Origin of the sequence: Labrys sp. LIt4, assembly GCF_017813775.1 — a bacterium.
In the GTDB taxonomy this organism is placed as follows: domain Bacteria; phylum Pseudomonadota; class Alphaproteobacteria; order Rhizobiales; family Labraceae; genus Labrys; species Labrys okinawensis_A.
This window is the reverse complement of sequence record NZ_JAGIPY010000019.1, coordinates 20,878-45,201: the sequence shown is the minus strand read 5'-3', so window position 1 is coordinate 45,201 and position 24,324 is coordinate 20,878. Positions and strand designations below refer to the sequence as shown.

Sequence of the window (24,324 nt, the reverse complement as noted above, 5' to 3'; positions counted from 1 at the left end):
TGCTAAGCTGGCGGTCAAACCGATGGCGGGTGCTGGCCATGTTGGAAGCGGACAAGCTGTTCACGGGCTCCATTCCGGAAAACTACGACCGCTATATGGTGCCGTTGATCTTCGAGCCGTTCGCCGCCGACCTGGCAAGACGGGCCGCCTCCCTGTCGCCCGTCGCAGTCCTCGAAATGGCCGCGGGCACCGGAGCCGTCACCCGCATACTGGCGCCGAAACTGTCTCCCGACGCCCGCTATGCCGTGACCGACCTCAACCAGCCGATGCTCGATTACGCCGCCTCGCGGCAGGCTCCGGACAGCCGCATCAGCTGGCACCGGGCGGATGCCCAGGCATTGCCGTTTGAAGATGCCGCCTTCGATCTCGTCTGCTGCCAGTTCGGCGCGATGTTCTTTCCCGACCGGCCGCAGGCCTATCGCGAAGCAAGGCGGGTCCTCAAACCCGGCGGACATTTCCTGTTCAACGTCTGGGACCGGATCGAGGAGAACATCTTTGCCGATGAGGTGACGAAGGCACTGGCGGAGATGTTCCCGGACGATCCGCCGCGCTTTCTGGCGCGCACGCCGCATGGCTATCACGACACCGGACTGATCCGCAGCGAGTTGGAGGACGCCGGCTTTTCCCGCGTGCTGATCGAGACGAGAGCCGAGCAAAGCCGTGCCCCCTCGCCGCGCCTGCCGGCCGTCGCCTATTGCCAGGGAACCCTGCTTCGTACCGAAATCGAGACCCGGGACGCAGCGAAATTGGAGGCTGCAACCGACCACGCCGCATCCGCGATTGCCGCCAGGCATGGCGATGGCGAGGTGGCCGCCAAGATTCAGGCGCATGTCGTCGTAGCCGCAGTCTAGGGCCCGTCTGGCTCATTTGTCATAGCCGGGCTTGCCCCGCTATCCAGAAGCTCCCGCCCGCCTGCCAGGCGGCTGGATTGCCGGACCAGGTCCGGCAATGACAAAGCCCGTGCACATTCGCGCGATGCCTAAGTGACCGGCACCTGCCGAACACCGGGCACGGTAAACCGGCAAGAACGCACTTGCCGCGCAGGCCAAACTCCTGTTTGGTCCGCCCATGCCCGACCCACGAAATTCCGCTTCCCAGACCCTGCCGCAACTGCTGGTGACGCCCGGCTTCGCCGATTATCGCCTGGTCGATTGCGGTGAAGGCCGCAAGCTCGAACGCTTCGGCAAGCTCCTCGTCGACCGCCCCGAGCCGCAGGCCATGGGCCGGCGCCTGAAACCCGAGGCCTGGGACAAGGCCGACGCCGTCTTCCTCGGCATGAATGCCGAGGATGAGGGTTCGGACGGGCGCTGGAAATTCGCCCGCCGGGCGGTCGAGACCTTCCCGGTCTCCTATCGCGGCGTCGCCTTCCATGGCCGCTTCACGCCCTTCCGCCATCTCGGCTTCTTTCCCGAGCAGGCGCCGCATTGGGATTACATGATCGAGGCGCTGAACGCCCTGAAACGGCCCGCCCGCGTGCTCAACCTGTTCGGCTATACCGGCGTCGCCTCCCTGCTGGCGGCCAAGCATGGCGCGCAGGTCACCCATGTCGACGCCTCCAAGAAATCGATCGGCTTCGCGCGCGAGAACCAGGCCCTGGCCGGCCTCGCCGACGCGCCGATCCGCTGGATCGTCGATGACGCCATGAAGTTCACCGCGCGCGAGCAGCGCCGCGGCTCACACTATGACGTCGTGCTGCTCGATCCGCCCAAATATGGCCGCGGCCCCGGCGGCGAGGTGTGGGATCTGTTCCGCGACCTGCCCAAGATGCTCGACCTCTGCCGGGCCGTGCTCACCGACAAGCCGGCCTTCGTGATCGTCACCGCCTATGCTATCCGCGCCTCCTTCGTGGCGGTGCACGAGCTCACCCGCGAAGTGTTCGGCGATCTCGGCGGCGACATCACCTCCGGCGAACTCGTCGTCTCCGAGGAAAGCTCGGGGCGCCTGCTCTCCACTTCGCTCTATTCGCGCTGGAGTGCCGCATGAGGCCGAAAGCTTCTACCACTCCGCGGCGGACTGTCATCCCCGGCGAGGCCGCAGGCCGAGGGAAGGGGATGACGGTTCCCTTCGAAAGGACGCCGGCATGAAGCCCCGCTTTCAACGCCCGCGCCCGGCAGCGCCTGCCGCGCCCGTCTCCCGCGTCGTGACCAGCCTGACCAATCCGCTGATCAAGGACATCCGCGCGCTCGAGATGCGCAAGGTCCGCCAGGAGGCCGGCCTCTTCATCGCCGAGGGGCTGAAGCTGGTGGCCGACGCCATCGAGGCCGGCTGGCCGATCCGTATCCTGGTGCATCGCTCGGGTGAAGAAAAACCGATGCTCACCCGCGCCATCAGGGCCACCCGGCAGGCCGGCGGCGAGGTGCTGGAGGTCACCGGCGAGATCCTGGAAAAACTGTCCCGCCGCGACAATCCGCAGACGGTGATCGGCGTCTTCGAGCAGCGCTTGGATAAGATCGACAACGTCAAGATCGCGCGCGACCAGATCTGGATCGGGCTCGACCGGGTGCGCGATCCCGGCAATCTCGGCACCATCATCCGTACCGCCGATGCGGTCGGCGCCGAGGGTATCGTGCTGATCGGCGACACCACCGATCCCTTCGGCATCGAGGCCGTCAGGGCCACCATGGGTTCGATCTTCAACCTCCGCCTGGCGACGGCAACGCCGCAGGCCTTCCTCGCCTGGCGCAAGGGCTTCGAGGGCCTCGTGGTCGGCACGCATCTGTCCGGCAGGCATGATTATCGCGAGGTCGCCTATGCCGGCCGCCCCTGCCTCCTGCTGATGGGCAATGAACAGCAGGGCCTGCCCGACGACCTCGCCGGCGCCTGCAGCCATCTCGTCAAGATCCCGATGCGCGGGCAGGCCGATTCGCTCAACCTGGCCGTGGCGACCGGCGTGATGCTGTTCGAGATCGCGCGCGGGCAGCTGAAGCTGGGGTGAGACGGCGTTCATGATCGCCAGGCTACTCACCGTCGCCGGCCGTCTCGTCCTGGTGCTGGCAGCTGCCCTCATCGCTCTATGGGGCACGCTGGCGCTGTGGTATCGGCTGCCCCTTGGGGAGACCGGCCGCTATGCCGTGCCGGCCCTGTGGCTCATCCTCGCCTTCCTGGCCCTGGCCGGCCTCCTTGCGGCACGCTGGCGGCTTGCCCTTCCCTTCGTCCTCGCCGTCGCCGCCCTGCTGATCTGGTGGTCCACCATCCAGCCGACCGGCAAGGGCGACTGGGCGCCCGACGTGGCGCGCCAGTTCACAGCCAGCGTGGAAGGCTCCACGGCGAGGCTGACCAATGTGCGTGATTTCGAGTGGCGCTCGAACAGCGACTTCACGCCGCGCTGGGACGATCGCAGCTACGATCTCGACACCATCACCGGCGTCGACCTGTTCGCCTCCTATTGGGCCGGCCCCGCCATCGCCCACACCATGCTGAGCTTCGGCTTTGCCGACGGGCGCCACCTCGTCTTCTCGGTGGAGGTCCGGCGCAAGCAAGGCGAGGTCTATTCGGCGATCTCCGGCTTCTTCAAGCAGAACGAACTGGTGGTCATCGCCGCCGACGAGCGCGACGTCATCCGCGTGCGTTCCAATGTCAGGGGCGAGGATGTCCAGCTTTTCCGGCTGCGCATCGGTCCGGTCCAGGCCAGGGAGCTGTTCCTCTATCTTGTTTCGGAAGCCAACGCCCTTGCCGCCCAACCCCGCTTCTACAACACGGCGACCACCAACTGCACCACGGTGCCGTTCCACCTCGCCCGGAAACTCGATCCCGGCCTGCCGGTGGACTGGCGCGTGCTCGTCAGCGGCTATCTGCCCGATTATCTCCACGACATCGGCGCCCTGAGCCATCAGGTGCCGCTCAGCGAGCTGCGCCAGCGCGGCCGCATCGACGCGCGCGCCAAGGCCGCCGACAACAGCCCCGACTTTTCCACGCTCATTCGCGTAGACGTCCCGCGGCCTTAGTTTCGCTTCCTATTTCAGCGTCCACACGCTGGTTTTCTTGATCTCCAGATCCTCGAGATCGCGCGAGACCGGCACCTGATAGGTCGCCAGCAGGCTCAGTTCGTCCTTGGGCAGATAGGTCCGGCCGGGATCGCCCACCAGGATGGCGGCGCCGCGCTCGCGCCAACCCTTGAGCCAGGCCAGCATTTCCGCCGAGATCTCGCGATCGTAGAAGATGTCGCCCGCCAGGACGACGTCGACGGGACAATCGAAGCAGCCGAGCATGTTCTCGCCCGAGAGCTCGATCGCCACGCCGTTGAGATCGGCGTTGAGTCGGATAGCCTCCACGGCGAAGGCGTCGATATCGGCGGCAAGGACCTGCGCCGCCCCCGCCTTCATGGCCGCGATCGCCACCAGGCCCGATCCCGAGGCGAAGTCGAGCACGCGGCGGCCGGCGACATGCTCGGGATGGTCGAGGATATAGCGCGCCAGGGCCTGGCCGCCGGCCCAGGCGAAGGCCCAGAAGGGCGGCGGCAATCCCATCTCACCGAGCTCTTCCTCGGTCTTGAGCCAGAGCGGCGTGACCTCGTCGGCGAGATAAAGGCTGATCTCCGGCGCATGCGGCACCGGCAGCGGGCGCGTATTGGCGGCGATGAAGGCTCTGCGGTCTCCAATCGTATCTTTACGATTGCCGATCACAGGCGCAACTGGCGCTCATAGAGGTCGGGCAGATCGTTTTCGAGCAGCACGACGTCCCCGGCCTTCAGGTTGCCGCCCATCCAGGCCTGCGCCGCGGCGAAGCTGGCGCATTCCACCACCTGGCCGTCGGGTTTCGCCGCCTTGTAGGCGTCGATGAAATCGCGGATGCGATCGGGCGCCACGGCCAGCAGGATGTCGACGGTCTCGCCGGCCTTGGTGCCGATCTTGCGGTGCTCCTCGGCATGGGCCGCGCCGAGTTCGACCATGCCCGGCGTCACCAGGATGCGCCGGCCCTCGCCCGAGACCAGCAGGGGCAGGATCTCCAGGGCCGAGGCAAAACCCGCCGGATTGGAATTATAGGCATCGTCGACGATGACGGTGCCGTCGGCCTGGCGCTTCACCTCGAGGCGATGGCTGATCTGCGGCGTCGAGCGCATGGCGATCTCGGCCGTCTCGGCGTCGATGCCCATGGCCAGCGCGGTGACGAAGGCAATCGCCATGTTGCTGCCGTGATGCAGGCCGTAGAGCGGGGCGGAGAGCTGGTAGTCCTTGCCGAGATAGGTGAGCGAAACCTTGAGCCCGTCCTTTTCCTGCGTGACGGCGTTGATGCGGGCCTCGCTGCCCTCGCCATTGCCGACCAGCACCATCGAGGCGCGGTGGGCATCGGTGAAGTCGCGGGCGTCCTTGAAGGCGAGCACGGCATCGTTGATGATCGCCTTGCCGCCCCGCGCGATCGCCGCGGTGGGCAACTCGAACTTGGTCTTGGCCACGGTATCGAGCGACTTGAAGCGCTCGTAATGCGCCGCGCCGACCGCCGTCACCACCGCGATGTCGGGCGGGGCGAGACGGCAGAGGCGTTCGATCGAGCCCGGCCCATAGGCGCCCATCTCCACCACGAAATGGCGGTGATAGGGTTCCAGGCGCTCGCGCACGATGCGGGCGATGCCCATCGGCGTGTTGACCGAGCCGGGCGTGATCAGCGCCGAGCCGGCGCTTTCGAGCAGGTGGCCGAGGATGTGCTTGGTCGAGGTCTTGCCATAGGAGCCGGTGACGCCGACGACCACCGGGGACAGGCGCTTTAGCTTCTCATGCGCCTCGTTCCAGAAGCCCTGCTGGATGCGGTTCTCGCCGGGCTGCAGGATCATCACCGCCGCGACCAGGGCAAAGGGGATCAGTTGGATCAAGAGCACGACCCAGACCGGCGCCACGCCGAAGCCCAACCCGATCAGGCCGATCACCAGCACGAGGGCGAAGGCGACGCGCAGGATGCGGGTGGCGCGCTGCGTCATCGCCAGCTTCTTCTTGCCGGTCTGGCGCGGATCGCGCTCCCGCCGCGCCACCACCAGCAGGATCACCGCGATGAACAGCGCGAGCACCGCTGCCGGTGAGGGATAGAGCTTGGCCATCACCGACAGGAGGACGATGGCGAGGCTCGCCTTGGTGTCGACCACCACATTGTAGAAGAGCCAGTGCAGGAAGCGCCTGCCGTCATATTCCTCCTGCTGGAAGATATGCAGATAGGTCAGGAAGCGCTTCCACGCGAAGGGGATGAAGGCAGCCAGCACCAGGGCGGCCGCGAGATACGGCGAGTTCAGCACGGGGGCTAGTGTTTCAAGCATAGGGTTGGACGCGATCCGGCAAAGAGGGACAGGCGGGGCGATTGTATGGAAGAGCGCGACGCCAGCTCCCCCCTCGCCCCGCTTGCGGGGAGAGGGTATGGGTGAGGGGCAGCGCGACCTTCTCCACTATGAATCGGATGGTGTTGCCATGCAGTGGCGAAGCGCTTCGATAACCATAATTTGTGCAGCCCCTCACCCTTACCCTCTCCCCGCAAGCGGGGCGAGGGGACATCGACCTCGCAGCTGCTCCGGTTAGGCTCTCGTCTCGCACAGCCCTTTCCAGCCACGCTTTCACCCCTCCCCCTCCAGGAGTTTGGCAACCGTATGGGCGATCTGGGGACCGCCATCGGAGAGAACGGTGTAGTGGTCGAGGCCCGGCAGGATGCTGACGCTGGCGCCCGGGATGAGCCGGCCCATGCGTTCGCTCATTTCCGGCGGGGCCTGGTCGTCGAGGGCGCCGCAGATGATGCGGACGGGAATGCGGATCGCCTTGATATCCTGGCTCTGGTCCTCGCCGATCACCTTGACGAAAACAGGGCGCATGGCGCCGGCATTGCGGTAGTCGGCCGAACCGAACTTGGCCTTGCGGGCCGAGACATCGACGCCGAGTTTTTCGAGAAGCTTGAGCGCCTTGAAGGCGCGCACGCGCAGGAAGATCTTCAGCCGGGTCATCAGGCTGCGGATGGGCTTGAGGCCGTGCGAGCCCACCAGCACCATGCCGTCGAGGATATCGGGATGGCGGGTTGCCAGGCGCAGGCCGACGCGCCCGCCGAAGGAGTGCCCCACCCAGATGCGCCGGCCGCGCGGCAGGGTCCCGAGCCATTCGGCGACGGCATCGGCATAGTCGGCCGTATCCCAGATGCCGGCATGGCCGGTCTCGGGCGGCACCGGGCTCTGGCCGAAACCGGGAAAATCGATCAGGGTATGATGGGCTGCCCGCTCCAGCGAGCCGGCCAGGGCCTGGAAGGCGCGATGATCCTGCCCCCAGCCATGCGCCCAGATGACGTGCGGAACCCCGGCCTCGAGCGGCTTGCCCAGTGAGACGATGGCGTGGGGCGCACCCTTGGCTTTGAAGGTGGAGAAGTTCAAGGCAGTCCTTCCGGCAGATCCGTGGTTCCATACCACGCAGCTTGGGGGGCACCGGCCTGGCCTTCATCCTGCAAGGTCAGGATATGGGCCTGCGTTCCCCAATCGAAGTGCCAGAATTCGTACGCATAGTTGGTAAAGCCCACGTTAACCATCGCATTCACCAGAATGCGGCGGTTGACCAGGCGCGTATCGTCGGCGGCGATCTCGCCCCGCTGCAGCAGGCGCTCATAGTGATCGGTATAGGAGCGTTCATGGGCCTCGTCGAAACCGGCGCCGTGGTCGAGCATGGCGCCGCTGGCCGCATCCACCAGCACGACGTCGACGGAGCCGCCGGTGGAATGGATCGGCCAGGTCGTCTCGTCCTCACGGTCGAAGCGGCGCGGATCGGAGACGAAGGTGCGGACGATCCCCTCCTGCTCGGCGGCGGAAAGCTCGGGGCGCTCGGCCGCCACCTGCTGTTCGAAGAAGGTCCACAGGCCTGCCTGGGTCTCGATCGGCCTGTAGGCGTCGAGCACCTTGAGCCGCAGGCCGAGGTGAGCGACGGCGGCATCGGCCTCGCGCACCAGGCGTGCCACGCTGGCGCGGGCCGCCACCGTCTTCACCGCGCCCGCGATCGGCATGAAATAGGGCGCGTTGCCGCCGTCCGTGCGGGCATACCAGGCCTCGGTGAGCAGCCCCTCCGCCGCCAGGTCGACCAGCGGCTCATTCCAGCGCGGATCGGCGCGGTCGAAGGGAATCCACCGGTATTCGACGGACGTACCGTCCGGATCGGGACGGAGACGGAGAGGGGCGCGGAGGTCGGGCATGGCTTGCCGATAGCAGAACGGCATGCCCAGGTCGAGGCAAAGGAAGCGATGCGGCTGGGACCGCGAACGTCCCAGCCGCGGCGCTTCCCGGAAATCACAAAAACTTCGCGGCCACCTTGCCGTGCGCCTCGCGCAGCGCGCCGAGATCCACACCCACCGGCAGGCCATCCTCGACGCGCCACTGGCCGGCCACCATCACGCGGTCGGCGCGATGGGCGCCGCAATGGACAAGGGCGGCGATGGGATGATGGGCGCCGGAAAAACGCAATTCGTCCAGCGTGTAGAGCGCCAGGTCCGCCTCCAGGCCCGCCGCGATCGCGCCGATGTCGTCGCGGCCGAGGCAGCGGGCCGAGCCTTCGCTGGCCCAGCGCAGGCAGTCGCGCCAGGAGACGGCCTCGGCGCCATGCGAGAGGCGGTTGATCATCAAAGCGTGGCGCACGCCCTCCATCAAGTTGGAGGAATCGTTGGAGGCAGAGCCGTCGACGCCGAGGCCGACCGGGGCGCCGGCCTTTTCCAGGAGGCCGGTATGGCAGAAGCCGGAAGCGAGCACGGCGTTGGAGGTCGGGCAATGGCAGACGCCGACGCCGTGGCGGCCCAATGTGGTGCAGTCGTCGGCCGTGAAATGGATGCCGTGGGCAAGCCAGGTGCGCGGGGTCATCCAGCCCACCTCGTCGAGGAGCTCGATCGGCCGGCACTTGTAGGTGGCGAGGCAGAAATCGTCCTCGTCATGGGTTTCGGCCAGATGGGTGTGCAGGCGGCAGTCGAAGCGTTCGGCGAGGTCGGCCGTCTTGCGCATCAGGCTCCTGGTCACCGAGAAAGGCGAGCAGGGCGAGAAGGCGATGCGCGTCATCGCGCCCGGCCTGGTGTCGTGGTAGGCGCTCGCCACCCGTTCGCAATCGGCCAGGATGGTGTCCTCGTCCTGTACGACGGAATCGGGCGGCAGGCCGCCATCCTTCTGCGACAGGTTCATCGATCCGCGCGACACCGTCATGCGGATGCCGAGCCTGCGGGCTTCCTCGACTTCGATGTCGACGGCATTCTCGAGCCCCTCCGGGAAGACATAGTGATGATCGGCCGCCGTGGTGCAGCCGGACATCAGGAGCTCGACCAGCGCCAGGCGCACCGACAGGCGAAAGCTGTCGGGATCGAGGCGCGACCAGATCGGATAGAGCGTCTTCAGCCAGGGAAACAGCGGCTGGTCGCAGGCATCGGGATGGGCGCGGGTGAGCGTCTGGTAGAAATGATGGTGAGTGTTGACCAGGCCCGGCAGCACGACGTGCCTGGACGCATCGAAGACCTTGTCGACGGGCGAGGCCGGCTCGCGCCCGGCCGGCACCAGCTCGACGATGCGGCTGCCCTCGACGACGATGCCGCGCTCGGCGCCCTCGGCGAGAATGGCGAGCGGATCCTTCAGCCACAGGCGCATGAGGTTTCCTCGGATGCTGAGATCGATTGCGCGCATAAGAGCGCGCCCGGCAGGCGAGGCCAAGCGGTATTAAATTGGAAGATGTTTCGCGCAGATCTTCCGGGTGCGCGGGCGTCTCGCCCGTTCTTGAACCGCTGATGTCGGAGCAGCAAGAACGGGCGAGACGCCCGCGCACCCGGAAAAAATCAGAAGAACGCCTGGATGCCGGTCTGGGCGCGGCCGAGGATGAGGGCGTGCACGTCATGCGTGCCCTCATAGGTGTTCACCGTCTCCAGGTTCTGCGCCACGCGCAGGACGTGGAACTCGTCGGCGATGCCGTTGCCGCCATGCATGTCGCGGGCGACACGGGCGATGTCGAGCGCCTTGCCGCAATTATTGCGCTTCATCAGGCTGATCGCCGGCGGCGCCGCGGTGTGGGCGTCGAGCAGGCGGCCGAGCTGCAGCGCGCCGAGCAGGCCGAGGGCGATCTCGGTCTGCATGTCGGCGAGCTTCTTCTGCACGAGCTGCGTCGCCGCCAGGGGCCGGCCGAACTGCTTGCGGTCGAGCGTGTATTGGCGGGCGCGATGCCAGCAGAACTCGGCCGCGCCCATGGCGCCCCAGGCGATGCCGTAGCGTGCCTTGTTGAGGCAGCCGAACGGCCCGGACAGGCCTTTCGCATTAGGCAGCAAATTCTCTTCCGGCACCACGGCGCCCTCGAGCACGATCTCGCCGGTGATCGAGGCGCGCAGCGAGAGCTTGCCCTCGATCTTGGGCGTGGAGAACCCCTTGGTGCCGCGCTCGACGATGAAGCCGCGGATGACGCCGTCCAGCTTGGCCCAGACCACCGCGATGTCGGCGATCGGCGAATTGGTGATCCACATCTTGGTGCCGTCGAGCTGGTAGCCGCCGGCGACCTTGACAGCACGGGTCTTCATCGAGCCCGGATCGGAGCCGGCATCGGGCTCGGTGAGGCCGAAGCAGCCGACGAGTTCGCCGCGGGCGAGCTTGGGCAGGTATTTCTTGCGCTGCTCCTCGCTGCCATAGGCATGGATCGGGTGCATCACCAGCGAGGACTGCACCGACATCGCCGAGCGATAGCCCGAATCAACCCGCTCCACCTCGCGAGCCACCAGCCCATAGGCGACATGGCCGAGGCCGGCGCCGCCATAGGTTTCCGGAATCGTGGCGCCGAGCAGGCCGAGTTCGCCCATCTCGGACATGATGGCGCGGTCGAAATCCTCGTCGCGATAGGCCTTGAGCACGCGCGGCATCAGTCTGTCCTGCGCGTAGTCGCGGGCTGTGTCGCGGACCAGCCGCTCTTCTTCCATCAACAGCGATTCCAGATCGAGCGGATCCGACCAGTCAAAGGCGTCGCTCGCCTTTTTGATCGCGTCGCTGGCGTCATGAAGCTTGATCGCCGCGTCCACCATGGCCATACCCTCCATTGAACAAATTTGGCGCGACATTGGTCGCGCTGGTTGCGGGCGTCAAGACAAGAGTGGCAGGCGAATGAGCGCAGTGGAGCATGGCGGCAATCTCGGCGAGGCACGTCGCCTCTTCCCGCAGGCCTCCGGGCCCTGGATCGATCTTTCCACCGGCATCAACCCCTGGCCCTATCCGATTCCGGCGATTCCGGCCGAATCCTGGGCTGCCCTGCCCTCCCCGGACGAGGCGCGCGAACTGGAGGCCGTCGCGGCGCAATGCTATGGCGTGCCCTTCGATGCCTGCGTCGTTGCGACGCCGGGCACGCAGGCCGCCATCCAGTGGCTGCCGCATCTGTTCGCGGCCGGCACGGTGAGCGTATTGGGGCCGACCTATGCCGAACATGCCCGCAGCTGGGCGCTGGGCGGCCATCATGTGCGCGAGGCCCGCCGCTTCGAGGACCTGGCCGGCTCCGAGATCGCGGTTCTCGTCAACCCGAACAATCCCGACGGCAATTTCTTCGGCCGCGAGGAATTGCTGGCGCTCGCCGCCGAAAAATATGCCAGGGGCGGCGCCCTCATCATCGACGAGGCCTTTGCCGACGTGATGCCGCAGGTCAGCCTGGCCGCGATGGCCGGCACGCAGGGCCTGGTCATGCTGCGTTCCTTCGGCAAATTCTTCGGCCTCGCCGGCATCCGGCTCGGTTTCGTGCTGGCCGAACCTTCGCTCACCGGCAAATTGCGCCAGGCCATGGGCCCCTGGGCGGTTTCGGGGGAGGCCATCGCCATCGGCCGGGCCGCGCTCGCCGACATCCTCTGGCAGAACGGTACGCGCACCTCGCTGCGCACGGCGCGTCAGACTCTCGACGAGGACCTCGCCAAGGCCGGCGCCGTGATCGGCGGCACCGATCTCTACCGGCTGCTGCAGACCGCCCACGCCCCGGCGCTGTTCCGCCAGCTCGGCCAGGCCGGCATCTGGGTGCGCCGCTTTTCCGCCAATCCGCGGTGGCTGCGCTTCGGCCTGCCTCCCCACGCGGAAGCCGAAGCGCGGCTGCGCGCCGTGCTTGCCCGTTATCACAAGAACGGCACGCGGGCGATGTGAGGCATTCCCGGGACCGCCGGCATCCGGCCGGCTCCTCCTTCCTGCAAGCGACGTGTTTCCAAGAGCCGGCAGGGGTGCCGGCTATCCCGGGAACGACTGCCTCAAGCCGCGAGCTTGGCGCCTATCTCACCCAGCACCTCCTCCAGCGGCAACAGGGCGCGCAGCGCGCCGCTGCCGGTGGCGGGAACGCCGTCCTCGATGGCATGGGCGAAGCGCACGGCCGGATCGGCCTCCAGCCTGGCCTTCAGCGCCTGGATCTTCGGGAAGGGCGTGAGATCGAGCGCCTGATGGAACTCGGCCCAGCGCGCCACCCCGACAAAGACGGCATCGGCCAGGCTCGGCCTGTCGCCGACGAGGTAGGGCGACGAACCGATCATTGCCTCGAGCTGGCGATGGCGATGGGCGACCAGAGTGCGGCCGAAGGTCCGCAGCGCCTGCCTGTAGTCCTCGCCGCCATCCTGCATTTCCAGCGCCACCCAGAGCGGCGTGAAAGCGCCGGTAAACCCGGTGTTGAGGAAGCCGATGAACTGGTGCATGCGATGCGCCTCGGCACTGCCGGCGGGAAAGCTGATGCGGTGGTCTTCGTCGCGCAGTTCGAGCCAGCGGGCGATCGCCATGGTCTCGGTCAGTACGCTGCCGTCCTCGCGGATCAGTACCGGCGTTTCCTGGCGGCCGTTCACCCGCTTATAGGCCTCGGTCAGCATGGCGTCGGGCATGTGGACCCGGGTCGCACGATAGGGCCTGCCGAGCCACTCGAAGGCGGCAACGAGGCCGAGGGAGCTGCCAGCGGGATAACCAGCGAAGAGGATCGGTTCCATTGTCATAATCTCCTGTCAAATCGACGGAGACAATATGCCGGCATGGACTTTGAAGCTGTAGACTGCCAATCATAGATCTAAAGTCCATGATTGGAGACTTTGAATGGCGAATCTCAACGATTTCGTCCTCTTTGCCCAAGCCGTCGAACAGGGCAGCTTTGCCGCCGCCGCCCGGCGCCTGGGCGTGCCGAAATCGACGGTGAGCAAGCGCGTGGCCGAACTGGAGGCACGGCTCGGCGCCCGCCTCCTGAACCGTACCTCGCGTAGCTTCATGCTGACCGATGCCGGCCGGGAGGTGTTCGAGCATGCGCGCGCGGCGATGATCGAGGTCGAGGCGGCCGAAAGCGCCGTGCTGGCCCGGCGGGCGGAACCGAGCGGCACCGTCCGCATCACCGCCTCGGTACCCGCCGCGCAGTTCCAGCTCGCCGCTCAACTGCCCAGGCTCGCGGCGGCCCTGCCCAAGCTGCAGATCCAACTCCATGTCACCGACCGTTTCGTCGATCTCATCCAGGAAGGCTTCGACATCGCGCTCAGGAGCCATTTCAGCCCCCTGCCCGATTCCGACCTGATGGCCAGGCCTGTGCACCGCGAGGCGTTCGGCCTGGTCGCGGCCCCTGCCTACCTCGCCGCCAACGGCACGCCGGCTACGCCGGGGGATCTCGCCGGCCATGACGGCCTCCTTGCCCAGCCCCGGGCTCCCGGCTGGAAATTGTCGGCAGGCCATCAGACGGCGGAAGTCACGCCCCGCCCGCGCTTCTTCGCCGATGAATCCGTCGCCCTGCTGGAGGCGGCCAAGGCCGGGCTCGGCATCACCGCCTTGCCTCGCTCGATCAGCGCGGCGGCGGTGGCCGCCGGCCTGGTCGTGCCCGTGCTGCCGGAATGGCAGGCGGGCGAGGTCACCACCACGGTGCTGACCACCCATCGGCGCGGGCAATTGCCGGCCGTGCGCGCCGTGGTCGACTTCCTGGCCGGCTCCCTGCGGCCGGCCGGCGCGGGCGAGTGACGCACAGTTCCGCCGCCTTGCGAACCAGCCCGGCAAAAGGGCATCCTCCCGCCCACAACGACGCGAGGAGGAAGGCATGGCAGGGCGCGAACACCGCTACAAGGTCACGGTCGTGTGGACCGGCAATGAGGGCGAGGGCACCTCGACCTATCGCGGCTATAGCCGCGCCCATCAGATCCTGGCCGAAGGCAAGCCGACCATCGAAGGCTCGTCAGACCCGAGCTTTCGCGGCGACGCCACGCGCTGGAACCCCGAAGACCTGCTGGTCGCCTCGCTCTCGGCCTGCCACAAGCTGTGGTATCTCGGCCTGTGCTCGCAGATGGGCGTCAGCGTGCTCTCCTACGAGGACGAGGCCGAGGGCGTGATGCTCGAGGTGGCGGGCGGCGCCGGCCAGTTCGAGAAGGTCACCCTGCGCCCGCACATCGTGGTCGCCGCCGGCACCGACCTGCAGAAAGCACATGATCTGCACAAGAAGGCGCATGAGATGTGCTTCATAGCCCGCTCGGTGAATTTTCCGGTGGAGCATGAGGCGGAGATCGTCCTGGCGGGCGCATAGAGCGTTTTTCTTTTTGGGCGTGCCGGTCGATGGGACGATGGAGCGGACGGGACGTCCGCGGTCCCAGCCTATGCGGTTCCGGCACGAAGCTTGTCAGCGTCATGCGGGAAGCGGCGCATCTGGCACCGCGGACGTCCCGTCCGCCTCCGCCCATGCCCCATAATGACGTATCTCCCCTTGACTTCCTGAATTTGTGATCACAAAATTGGGATCACATTTTTCGGGAAAGCACGCATCATGACCTTGCACCAGACCAACCTCACCACCGCGGAACTGCGTGCGATCGATGCCGCGCATCATTTGCATCCCTTCACCGACACCAAGGGCCTGAACGCCGAGGGTGCGCGCGTCATCGTCAAGGCCAAGGGCGTGCATCTGTGGGATTCGGAGGGCAACCAGATCATCGACGGCATGTCGGGTCTGTGGAACGTCAATGTCGGCTATGGCCGCGAGGAGATCGTCGAAGTCGTGGCGCAGCAGATGCGCGAACTGCCCTTCTACAACACCTTCTTCAAGACCACCCATCTGCCGGCCATCGAGCTGTCGCGCCTGCTGGCGGAAGTGACGCCGCCGCAGTTCAGCCGGGTGTTCTTCACCGGTTCGGGCTCCGAATCCAACGACACGATCATCCGCATGGTGCGCCATTACTGGGCGGCCCAGGACAAGCCCGGCAAATCGACCATCATCGCCCGCAAGAACGGCTATCACGGCTCGACCATCGGCGGCGCCTCGCTCGGCGGCATGACCCCGATGCACGCCCAGGGCGGCCTGCCGATCCCCGGCATCGTCCATATCGCCCAGCCCTATTGGTATGCCGAGGGCGGCGACCGCAGCCCAGAGGAGTTCGGCCTGTGGGCGGCGCGTGAGCTCGAACGCACCATCGACGAGCTCGGCGCCGACACCATCGCCGCCTTCATCGCCGAGCCGATCCAGGGCGCCGGGGCGGTGGTGATTCCGCCCGCGACCTATTGGCCGGAAATCCAGCGCATCTGCCGCGAGCGCGACATCCTTTTGGTCTCCGACGAGGTGATCTGCGGCTTCGGGCGCACCGGCGAATGGTTCGGCTGCGAATATTTCGGCGTCCAGCCCGACATCATGGCGATGGCCAAGGGCATCTCCTCCGGCTATCTGCCGATCGGCGGCGTGATGGTGACGGAGAAGGTGGCCGAGGTGATCGCCAATGCCGGGGACTTCAACCATGGCTACACCTATTCGGGCCATCCGGCCTGCGCGGCGGCGGCGATCGCCAACATCAAGATCCTGCGTGACGAGAAGATCGTCGAGCGCGTGAAGAGCGATATCGGCCCCTATATGCAGAAGCAGTGGCTCGCGCTGGGCGACCATCCCATGGTCGGCGAAGCCCGCATGGTCGGCCTGATCGGCGCCCTCGAACTGACGCCGAACAAGAAGACCCGCGCCTCCTGGCCGGTAGAGACGGGCACGGTCGGCCTGATCGCCCGCGACTTTTCCTTCCAGAACGGCCTGGTCATGCGCGCCACCCGCGACACGCTGATCATCGCCCCGCCGCTGGTGATCAGCCATGAGGAAGTCGACGCCCTGATCGCCGCCGCCAAGAAGACGCTCGACGACAGCTGGGCCGAGGTGAAGCGCCGGGGTTATGTGTGAGGGGGTGAGAAGTCACCCCTCATCCCCCTGCCGGGACCTCTAGAGCAAAGCGCGTTCATGACTGAACGCTTATTTGCTCTAACTCTTTGTTTTAACGCGTCTTTGCGATTCTGGGTGACTCCGTCAAATCGCAAAACGCTATCGTCAACTCAAGAGAGTTGACGATACCCGCAAGGGGAGAAGGAGTTTTAGTGGGTTAGATCGAGCTTAACTGCCCGGTGCCGAGTACCGCATCCCAAGTCCAATAAGTCCCCTTCTCCCCTTCCGGGAGAAGGTGGCGGCAGCCGGATGAGGGTGGTGGCACCGCCCTCACCGATACCGCCGCGGCCGCGTCGAGACTGCCAGCGAGGCGACCGCCACGCCATTCGCCACCGCCCTCTCTAGATCGTCGCTCTTGGCCAGGCTGGCGAAATAGCCCGCCGAGAAGGTATCGCCGGCCCCGATCGTATCGACGACCTTCACCTTCGGCGCCGGGACCCCGACATGCTCGTCCCCGCGCCAGGCCAGGGCGCCCCTGGGCCCGCATTTGATCACCAGGCTGGCACCGGCGGGCAGCAGCGGCCGGATCATCTCGGCAGCCGCCTCGACCGTGTCGGCGCCGGTCAGTCCCTTGGCCTCGATGTCGTTGATCAGGACATGCTCGCAATGGCCGATCCAGGCGTTCACCCGCGCGCGCACCTCGGGCGTCCAGCCGCCGTCAGGCCAGCCCGTATCGAGGGCGACGCGGTAGTTCCGGCGCCTCAGGATGGCGATCAGTTCGTCATAATCGGCGAGCAGGGCCGGAATCACGAAGGGGCCGACCAGCAGGGCCACGCAGCCCTCCCCCGCCTGGTCGAGCTGCGCCAGTACGTCCTCGAGCCCGAAGGCATGCAGATGGCCCGACGTGGTGAAGAAGGTGCGGTCCCCGTCGGGATGGCCGATGCCGACCGATACCGTGGTCGCCCCCTCGGCCACCGTCCAGCCTTCGGCCCGCGCCCCGAACGGCTCGGCCAGCCAGCGGCCCAGCATGTCGTTGCCGCGGCTGGTGATCAGCCGATAGTCGACGCCGAGCGCATCGAGCGCCAGCGCCGTGTTGCCGGCGGCGCCGCCGACGCGGAATTCGCTTTCGGGCACGATCACTTCCGTGCCCGGCTGCGGCCAGGGCGCCTGCGGGCCCATCACCAGATCGACATTGACGTTGCCGATCAGATAGAGCGGCTCCTTCATAGTTCCGTCGTCACCTTGGTCGAGCGCAGGGGCTCGCCGACATGCTCGACCCGGCCGGCCGCGAAGGTCACCAGGAAGGACTGCAGCGCCGGCAGCACCGCGAAGATGGCCGCCATGCCCTCCTCCCGCGGCAGGCGGATGGTAACGGCGTCGGCGATATCGGCTTCGCCGGAGAGATCGAACACCACTACCGGTGATCCGGCGGCGCGGCAGGCGGCGACCAGCCCCGGCGCCAGGCCGGCGGAGCGACCGGCGGCGCGCAGCAGCACGATGCCGCTCGCCGGCGACAGCATCTCCATCGGGCCATGCCGCAACTGGCCGCCCTCCAGCGCCAGGGCCGGCAGGCGGGCGAGCTCCATCACGCAGAGCGCCCCGGATTCGGCCACGCCCTGCAGCTCGGCCCGGCCGCTGAGGATCAGCGAGGTGCAGGCGGCGAGAGCGGACAGGGCCTCGCCGAGATCGGGCCGGACGGGCGCGCCGAGCACGGCAAGCGCCCGTTCCGGCGGCAGGCCCAGGCCGGCGAGCACGGCGAGGTGCAGCGCATGGCTGACCAGGAGGCTGCGGGTGGCGGCGAAGGCCTTTTCCGGCCCGCCGACGCCGACGAGGGCAGGCACGCCCCGGCCGAGCGCGCTGCCAGCGTCGAGGGTGAGGCCGAAGCGTTCCTGCCGGCCGGCGGGCCGTTCGAGAAAGGCGACGATCTCACCCGAGTTGCCGGATTGCGAGACCAGCAGCACGGTGCGCTCACGGTCGGGCTGCGGCGTGATCAGCAGCTCGGAGACCACCTCCGTCTCGACCTCGATGCCGAGCCGGCGATAGAGCACGGCCGCCGCCCGGTTGACCCAGTGCGAGCCGCCCATGGCGGCGAGCGTCAGCCGCCCGGTGCGGCGGATGCTCTCCGCCAGCCGCGCCGCCATCGGTCCGGCGCCGTGAAAGGAAGCCAGCGCGTCTTCATGCTGGCGGGCCATTTCGGCCTCGATCATCGCCAGGCCCGTGCCCGGCACGATTGTGCTCATGATATCAACCCTTGACGCTGCCGGCCGTCAGGCCGGCAACCAGTGACTTTTGCAGGATGAAGGCGATCAGGACCGGCGGCAGCGCCGTCAGCAGGCCCGCGGCCGAGACCAGGCCGAAATCCGTGGCGCGGCCGGCGGCGAAATCGGCGATGGTGACGGTAAGCGTCTTGGCGTTCTGGTTCGAGGTGAAGAGCAGGGCGTAGAAGAACTCGTCCCAGGCGAGCAGGATGGCGAACAGGGCCGCCGTGGCGACACCGGCCCGGGCATAGGGCAGCGTGACCCACCACAGGGTCTGCAGCGTCGAAGCGCCGTCGATCGCCGCCGCGCTTTCGAGTTCGCCCGGCACGGCGTCGAAGGAGGATTTGATGAACCAGGCGGTGAAGGGCGTCAGGATCGAGCAATAGACCAGGATCAGGCCGAACACATTGTTGAGCAGCCCGAGCATCGACAAGAGGAAATAGAGCGGCAGGATCAGCGCCACGGCGGGCGTCATATAGGTGGCGAGCACGCCATAGAGCACCGCCGAGACGCCGCGATTGCGGTAGCGCGAAAAGGCCCAGCCCGCCGGCACCGCCACCAGCAGCGACAGGGCCGTCGCGCCGAGCGAACTCGCAAGGCTGTTGCGCAGCGCCATCAGGAAGGCCTCGCCCGGGCTGTTGGCCTCGAAGGTGAGCAGGCGGGCATAACGGCTGAAATCGAGATGGCGCGGAATGAGAGACAGGGGCTTGGTGGTGAGGTCGGAGGGCAGCGAGATGCTCATCACGGCGAGCCAGAGCACCGGCGCCAGCGTCACCACCAGGAAGAGGCCGACGCCGCAATAAAGGAAGAAGGTCGCTACAGCGCTGCGTTGCATGATCAGGCCTCCTGCCTGCGCATCAGCCGGACATAGAAGCCGACGAAGACCATGCAGATCAGCACCACGATGAGGGCGTAGGAGGCGCCCGATCCCACCCGCATGAAGCGGAAGGATTCCTCATAGACGAAGAAGCTCATGGTCTTGGTCGAGCTCGCCGGCCCGCCGCGGGTCATCACATAGAAGATATCGAAGACTTTCAGCGCCTCGATCGAGCGCAGCACCAGCGCCACCAGCAAGGGCGGTGCGATCACCGGCCAGGTCACGGCCTTGAAGCGCTGCCAGGCATTGGCCCCGTCCAGCGTGGCGGCGCCATAGAGTTCCAGCGGCGCCGATTGCAGCGCGGCCAGCACGATCAGCGCCACCAGCGGATAGTTCTTCCAGACATCGGCCAGGATCACCGCATTCATGGCGCTGCCTTCGCTGCCGAGCCAGCTGCGATAGCTCTCCATCAGCCCGCTCTGGGTCAGCACCGCGTTGAGCACGCCGAAATCGGGCTGGTAGATCAGCCGCCACATCAGGGCATTGACGATGGTGGGCACCGCCCAGGGCAGCACCAGCAGGGCCCGGCAGAAGGTGCGGCCGTAGAATTTCTCGTTGAGCAGCAGCGCCACGCCGACGCCGAGCAGCGCCGAGGCGCTGATCGAGACCAGGGTGAAATAGATCGTCCGCCCCGCTGCGGCGAGGAATTCGGAATCGCTGAAGGCATAGGCGAAGTTCTCCAGCCCGACGAAATGCGCCGCCCCTGGCCCCGCCATCAGGCGGGTATCGGTGAAGGCAAGCCACAGGGTCATCAGGATGGGATAGCCGACCGCCGCGAACACGATGACCAGCATCGGGCCGAGCAGAAGCCATGGTGAGGGCATGCCGACACGGCCGCTCATCATCAGGCAGATTCCTTCCACTATACCCTCCCCTGCAGGGGGAGGGTCGGCCTGAAAGGCCGGGGTGGGGTGAAAATACGCAGGCCGAGACGAGAGAGGCTGCCACTCTTAAAGAAGTCGCCCCACCCCGACGCTGTGCGTCGACCCTCCCCCTCCAGGGGAGGGTAAAGATCTCAGCGGATGCGCGCCGCCTGCTTGGCCGCTTCCGCCAGCGCGTCGGCGGGGGAAGCCTTGCCCGCCAGCGCGTTCTGGATCTGGGCCTGCAGGATGGTGGAGAGCTCCTGGTAGGAAGCGACCGTGGGGCGCGGCGTCATCAGGCCGATGGAGACATCGGCGGCCTTGACCAGGGCTTCCTGCCCCTTGGTGACGGCGGGATCGGTATAGGACGCCTTCCAGATCGGCAGGCTGAGCTTGGCATATTGGTCCTGCACCGGCTTGGAGGTGAGATAGGCGACGTATTTCCAGGCGAGATCCGGCTTGGAGGAGCCGGCCGTGATGCCGAGCGCCATCGAGCCGTTCACGCCCGACGCCTTGCTCTTGCCCTCGACGCCGGGAGCCGGCACCACGCCGACCTTGCCGACCACCTTGCTCTCGGCCGGATCATTGGCCTTGGCATACATATAGGTCCAGTTGAGCGCGAAGGCCGCGTCGCCCGCCGAGAACACCTTGCGGACGTCCTCCTCCAGATATTCCTTGGAATTGGGGTTGGAGAGGCCGTTCTTGAGGCTGTCGGCCATATAGGTGACCGCATCGAGCGAGCCGCCCTTGTCGAAGGCCGGCTTGTCCCCGTCGAAGAAGGTGCCGCCATAGGCCGCCGTCAGGGTGACATAATCGCAAATCACGGCTTCCGCCTGCGACCAGCTCCAGACGATGGGATATTGCACCAGTCCCTTGTCCTTGATGATCTTGGCGTCCTTGGCCAGTTCGTCCCAGGTCTTGGGCGGCTCGGCGATGCCGGCCTTCTGAAGGATCTCGGTGTTGTAGAACAGATATTTGGTGTCGAGGATCCACGGCATGCCATAGGTCTTGCCGTCATAGTTCACGGTGGCCCAGGCGCCGTCGAACACCTTGGAGCGATCGAGATCCTTCAACCGGTCGGTGACATCGAGCAGGACGCCGTTCTGCGCGAAGGCGGCCGGCCAGATCACGTCGTAGAGCACGACGTCATAGCCGGCGCCGCCGGCGGCCTTGGAAGCGACGATCTTGTCGTAGAGGGCCTCGTAGGGCACGAATTCGGCGTTGACGGTGACGCCGGGATTTTCCTTCTCGAAGGCCGCCGTCATCGCCTTGACGTCGGCGTCGCTATAGGCGGCCTGCGCCATGAACAGGGCATTGAGCGTTTCGGCCCCTGCCGGCGACAATCCTGCCAGGGCCGTCATCGCCACTCCGGCCAGGACGGCCTTGTGAATTCCAGACATTGCAATCATCTCCCGCTTGCAATTCGATCGGCAGCCGGTGGCCGCCCTGCATGGTTCAAAGGCGCGGAGAGTTCTCGATGGCTCCCGACCATTTCTGCGCCCGGAAAAATTATTAACTCAATTTGTTTGAATGTAAACATGCTGCCATAGTCGCCGATGAAATCGGGAAGCGTTTTGCGATTTGACGGAAGCACCCAGAATCGCAAAAACGCGTCGAACCAAAGAGTTAGAGCAAAGAGCGTTCTCATCCGGACGCGTTTTGCTCTGGGGAGTGAGTGGACATGGCAGGGCGCGAGAGCAACAGGGCGCTCCAACCGGGCCGAAGCGTCGCGGGAACCAATCTCGAATTCACCCGCTCCCACAACCGGCGCGTGGTGCTCGACACGGTGCGCCGGCTGGGGCCGGTCTCGCGCGCCGAGATCGCCCGGGAGACCGCCCTGACCAACCAGACGATCTCCAACATCGTCGAGGAACTGGAACAGGCCGGCTTCCTCCTCGCCGGCGAGCCCAAGCGCGAGGGACGGGGCCAGCCTTCCATTCCCTATGCCATCAATCCCGAGGGTGCCTGGTCGCTCGGCTTTCATGTCGATCACAGCGCCATCATCGCGGCCCTGGTCGACCTCACCGGCAAGCCTGTCGCCATCCGTGAGATCCCGGCCCAGCGCCCCTCGCCCCACAGCGCGGCGCCGGCCCTGCGGCGGCTCGCCGACGAGCTGACCGCTGAGGCCGGCATTCCCGCCTCGCGCCTGCTCGGCGCCGGGGTCGCCCTGCCCGTGCGGTTCGGGGTCGGCGCCATCACCACCGCCGGCCCGACCACCCTGCCCGGCTGGGACGATCCCGATGCCAGGCAGCATATCGCCGAGGCTCTCGCCCAGCCCGTGCAGATCGAGAACGATGCCATGGCGGCGGCGATCGGCGAGCGGCTGCACGGCGTCGCCCGCGCGATCGACAGTTTCGTCTTCCTGTTCCTCGACGAGGGGCTCGGCGCGGGCGTCTTCCTCGGCGGACAGCCCTGGCGCGGCGCCTCGCTCAATGCCGGCGAGATCGGCCACATGATCGTGGCGCCCAACGGCAAGCCCTGCCCCTGCGGCAATCGCGGCTGCCTGGAACGCTACCTCTCCCTGAGCGCCGCTCAGGAATTCCTCGCCGATCAGCCCGGCGCTCCGGCCCTGTCCGAACTGGACGGCGCGCCATCCGCGCCCGTCGAACGCTGGGTAGCGGACGCTGCCCCCTATCTGGCCGGGGCTGTCAACATCCTGGAATCGACCCTGGATCCCGAGACGATCCTGCTCGGCGGGCTGGCCCCGGCCGGAGTATTGGCCAGCCTGATCGAGAAGGCCAAGCCGCTGCCGATGTCGGTGGGCTCGCGCAGCGGCCGCCGCCTCCCCCGGCTGATGGCCGGCTCGGTGGGGCATCATACCGTCGTGCTGGGCGCCGCCTCGCTGCCGATCTTCGACGAGATCAATCCCCGCTTCGACGTGCTGCTGAAGCATTGAGCGTCATTGCGAGCGCAGCGAAGCAATCCAGGCACCGCAAGCGCCGCATTCTCCAGCTCTGGATTGCTTCGCTGCGCTCGCAATGACGGCAGGACTAGCCCTCGACCCGGCCCGGCGTCACCCGATAGACCGCGGCCCGGCCGGCGATCGCCTCGAAGGCGGAGGGGTCGGCCCCGGTCAGCCAGACCTGCGCGCCGAAGCTCTCGAGCCGGTCATAGAGGGCGGCGCGGCGCATCGGGTCGAGATGGGCGGCAACCTCGTCGAGCAGGACGATCGGCGTCATGCCGGCGAGACGGGCGACCAGCCTGGCATGCGCCAGCACCAGGCCGAGCAGCAGGGCCTTCTGCTCGCCGGTGGAGGCACGCTCGGCCGCGATGCCCTTCGGACCGTGCACGACGAGAAGATCGGTCAGATGCGGCCCGTCGAGCGTGCGGCCGGCGGCACGATCCCGCGGACGGCCTTCACGCAGGGTCTGGCGATAGCGCTCCTCCACGGCCAGCGCCGGCTCGTCCAGCACGGCGTTCTCGATGGCGCCGTCGAGGGCGATGCGCGCATGGGGGAAGGGCGAGGCGGGATCGATCTCCTCCTCGATCAGGCCGGCGAGACGGCGCACCGTATCGGCGCGCGAGGCCGCCACCGCGATGGCGAGATCGGCGACTTCATGCTCGGCGGCGTCCAGCCAGCGCTGATCGGCGCGGGGATCCTCCAGCAGGCGGTTGCGCGAGCGCAGCGCGCGTTCGAGCGCATTGACGCGGGTGCCATGGCCGGCATCGACCGCCAGCACCAGCCGGTCGAGGAAACGCCGCCGCTCCCCGGCGGAGCCGGAGAACAGCCCGTCCATCGAGGGCGTCAGCCACACCAGGCGCAGGTGATCGGCAAAGCTGGCGGCGGAGGAAACCGGCTGGCGGTCGACGCGGTATTTGCGCGGGCCGCTCTCGGGGCCCTCCAGCCCGGTGCCGAGCTGCGCCGGGCCGAGCGCGCCCTCCACCTCGGCGGCAACGGCAAAGCTGCCGGGCCCGTCCTCGCTGGCCATGTCCTCCAGATCCGCCCGGCGCAGGCCCTTGCCCTGGGTGAACAGCGAGATGGCCTCGAGCACATTGGTCTTGCCGGCGCCGTTCTGGCCGGTGAGCACCACCATGCCGGCATCCACGGCAAGATCGAGCCGCGGATAGGAGCGGAAGGAGGTGAGGATCAGGCGGGTGATGCGGGGCGAGATCATTCTTGGAGCGCGGACGTCCTGCTCCCGGCGCTAACTTTGCGGGGACAAGCGTGAAACAGGTGTGCCGATCTCCAGATCGGCATTGTTGCAACCGCCGTGCTCGCCAACATGGCAGATGCCGATCTGGAGATCGGCACACCGCATTTCGAGCGCCATCGCCTGCAGGGC

Annotated in this window: 22 protein-coding genes; 9 read left to right on the top strand and 13 right to left on the bottom strand. The window is 67.0% G+C overall.

Going from position 1 to position 24,324, the window contains the following annotated elements; genetic code table 11:
- Positions 1 to 38 precede the first annotated feature (38 nt).
- From J8I29_RS25405 to J8I29_RS25390, 4 genes are all read left to right on the top strand, one after another.
- Positions 39 to 851 (top strand): class I SAM-dependent methyltransferase, encoded by an 813-nt coding sequence (locus tag J8I29_RS25405; RefSeq protein WP_209433789.1) that lies wholly within the window; start codon positions 39 to 41, stop codon positions 849 to 851.
- 217 nt (positions 852 to 1,068) lie between these two features.
- Positions 1,069 to 1,983, top strand: coding sequence for a class I SAM-dependent methyltransferase (locus J8I29_RS25400; protein ID WP_209433788.1), 915 nt, complete (start codon positions 1,069 to 1,071; stop codon positions 1,981 to 1,983).
- Between the two features lie 97 nt (positions 1,984 to 2,080).
- Positions 2,081 to 2,935: an RNA methyltransferase gene (locus J8I29_RS25395; RefSeq protein ID WP_209433787.1), complete on the top strand. Its 855-nt coding sequence runs from the start codon at positions 2,081 to 2,083 to the stop codon at positions 2,933 to 2,935.
- Positions 2,936 to 2,945: 10 nt separating this feature from the next.
- Complete coding sequence (locus tag J8I29_RS25390) at positions 2,946 to 3,944, top strand: DUF4105 domain-containing protein (protein ID WP_209433786.1); 999 nt, start codon at positions 2,946 to 2,948, stop codon at positions 3,942 to 3,944.
- Positions 3,945 to 3,953: 9 nt separating this feature from the next.
- Here J8I29_RS25390 and J8I29_RS25385 read toward each other — a convergent pair whose 3' ends face one another.
- The 6 genes from J8I29_RS25385 to J8I29_RS25360 form a co-directional block, all read right to left on the bottom strand.
- Positions 3,954 to 4,622 (bottom strand): methyltransferase, encoded by a 669-nt coding sequence (locus J8I29_RS25385; RefSeq protein ID WP_348536166.1) that lies wholly within the window; start codon positions 4,620 to 4,622, stop codon positions 3,954 to 3,956.
- Complete coding sequence (locus J8I29_RS25380; RefSeq protein WP_209433785.1) at positions 4,619 to 6,220, bottom strand: Mur ligase family protein; 1,602 nt, start codon at positions 6,218 to 6,220, stop codon at positions 4,619 to 4,621. The genes J8I29_RS25385 and J8I29_RS25380 overlap by 4 nt, the downstream gene beginning before the upstream one ends.
- A 312-nt stretch (positions 6,221 to 6,532) precedes the next feature.
- Positions 6,533 to 7,330: an alpha/beta fold hydrolase gene (locus J8I29_RS25375; RefSeq protein WP_209433784.1), complete on the bottom strand. Its 798-nt coding sequence runs from the start codon at positions 7,328 to 7,330 to the stop codon at positions 6,533 to 6,535.
- Positions 7,327 to 8,136, bottom strand: coding sequence for a M15 family metallopeptidase (locus J8I29_RS25370; protein WP_181161376.1), 810 nt, complete (start codon positions 8,134 to 8,136; stop codon positions 7,327 to 7,329). Before J8I29_RS25370 ends, J8I29_RS25375 begins: the two co-directional genes overlap by 4 nt.
- 94 nt (positions 8,137 to 8,230) lie before the next feature.
- Positions 8,231 to 9,562, bottom strand: a complete 1,332-nt coding sequence (locus J8I29_RS25365; RefSeq protein ID WP_209433783.1) for an 8-oxoguanine deaminase — start codon at positions 9,560 to 9,562, stop codon at positions 8,231 to 8,233.
- 185 nt (positions 9,563 to 9,747) lie between these two features.
- Complete coding sequence (locus J8I29_RS25360; protein WP_209433782.1) at positions 9,748 to 10,971, bottom strand: acyl-CoA dehydrogenase; 1,224 nt, start codon at positions 10,969 to 10,971, stop codon at positions 9,748 to 9,750.
- A gap of 79 nt (positions 10,972 to 11,050) precedes the next feature.
- On the opposite strand from J8I29_RS25360, the gene cobD reads away from it, so the two are divergent.
- Positions 11,051 to 12,064 carry a threonine-phosphate decarboxylase CobD gene (gene cobD, locus J8I29_RS25355; protein WP_105865521.1) on the top strand — a complete coding sequence of 338 codons (1,014 nt, stop codon included), beginning with the start codon at positions 11,051 to 11,053 and terminating at the stop codon, positions 12,062 to 12,064.
- Between the two features lie 101 nt (positions 12,065 to 12,165).
- On the opposite strand, the gene J8I29_RS25350 is transcribed toward cobD, so the two are convergent.
- Complete coding sequence (locus J8I29_RS25350) at positions 12,166 to 12,882, bottom strand: glutathione S-transferase family protein (RefSeq protein ID WP_209433781.1); 717 nt, start codon at positions 12,880 to 12,882, stop codon at positions 12,166 to 12,168.
- Positions 12,883 to 12,985: 103 nt separating this feature from the next.
- On the opposite strand from J8I29_RS25350, the gene J8I29_RS25345 reads away from it, so the two are divergent.
- The 3 genes from J8I29_RS25345 (at position 12,986) to J8I29_RS25335 (ending at position 16,067) form a co-directional block, all read left to right on the top strand.
- Complete coding sequence (locus tag J8I29_RS25345) at positions 12,986 to 13,885, top strand: LysR substrate-binding domain-containing protein (protein WP_209433780.1); 900 nt, start codon at positions 12,986 to 12,988, stop codon at positions 13,883 to 13,885.
- Between the two features lie 76 nt (positions 13,886 to 13,961).
- Positions 13,962 to 14,441, top strand: a complete 480-nt coding sequence (locus J8I29_RS25340; protein ID WP_105865524.1) for an OsmC family protein — start codon at positions 13,962 to 13,964, stop codon at positions 14,439 to 14,441.
- Between the two features lie 237 nt (positions 14,442 to 14,678).
- Entirely contained in the window at positions 14,679 to 16,067 is a 1,389-nt protein-coding gene (locus J8I29_RS25335; RefSeq protein ID WP_105865525.1) for an aspartate aminotransferase family protein, read from the top strand.
- Between the two features lie 309 nt (positions 16,068 to 16,376).
- On the opposite strand, the gene J8I29_RS25330 is transcribed toward J8I29_RS25335, so the two are convergent.
- The 5 genes from J8I29_RS25330 to J8I29_RS25310 form a co-directional block, all read right to left on the bottom strand.
- Positions 16,377 to 17,273 (bottom strand): carbohydrate kinase family protein, encoded by an 897-nt coding sequence (locus J8I29_RS25330; RefSeq protein WP_209433779.1) that lies wholly within the window; start codon positions 17,271 to 17,273, stop codon positions 16,377 to 16,379.
- Entirely contained in the window at positions 17,270 to 18,286 is a 1,017-nt protein-coding gene (locus J8I29_RS25325; RefSeq protein WP_209433778.1) for an SIS domain-containing protein, read from the bottom strand. Before J8I29_RS25325 ends, J8I29_RS25330 begins: the two co-directional genes overlap by 4 nt.
- Before the next feature lie 4 nt (positions 18,287 to 18,290).
- Positions 18,291 to 19,139: a carbohydrate ABC transporter permease gene (locus tag J8I29_RS25320; protein WP_105865528.1), complete on the bottom strand. Its 849-nt coding sequence runs from the start codon at positions 19,137 to 19,139 to the stop codon at positions 18,291 to 18,293.
- A 2-nt stretch (positions 19,140 to 19,141) separates the two neighbouring features.
- The gene (locus J8I29_RS25315) at positions 19,142 to 20,026 is read right to left on the bottom strand and encodes a sugar ABC transporter permease (RefSeq protein WP_105865529.1); all 885 of its coding nucleotides are present in this window, start codon (positions 20,024 to 20,026) and stop codon (positions 19,142 to 19,144) included.
- A gap of 170 nt (positions 20,027 to 20,196) precedes the next feature.
- Complete coding sequence (locus J8I29_RS25310) at positions 20,197 to 21,402, bottom strand: extracellular solute-binding protein (RefSeq protein WP_245197367.1); 1,206 nt, start codon at positions 21,400 to 21,402, stop codon at positions 20,197 to 20,199.
- A 320-nt stretch (positions 21,403 to 21,722) separates the two neighbouring features.
- Between J8I29_RS25310 and J8I29_RS25305 the strand changes: the two genes are divergently transcribed.
- A complete protein-coding gene (locus tag J8I29_RS25305) occupies positions 21,723 to 22,937 on the top strand; it encodes an ROK family transcriptional regulator (RefSeq protein WP_209433776.1) in 1,215 nt (404 codons plus the stop codon).
- A 94-nt stretch (positions 22,938 to 23,031) separates the two neighbouring features.
- Here J8I29_RS25305 and recF read toward each other — a convergent pair whose 3' ends face one another.
- Entirely contained in the window at positions 23,032 to 24,156 is a 1,125-nt protein-coding gene (gene recF, locus J8I29_RS25300) for a DNA replication/repair protein RecF (protein ID WP_209433775.1), read from the bottom strand.
- Positions 24,157 to 24,324: the final 168 nt, after the last annotated feature.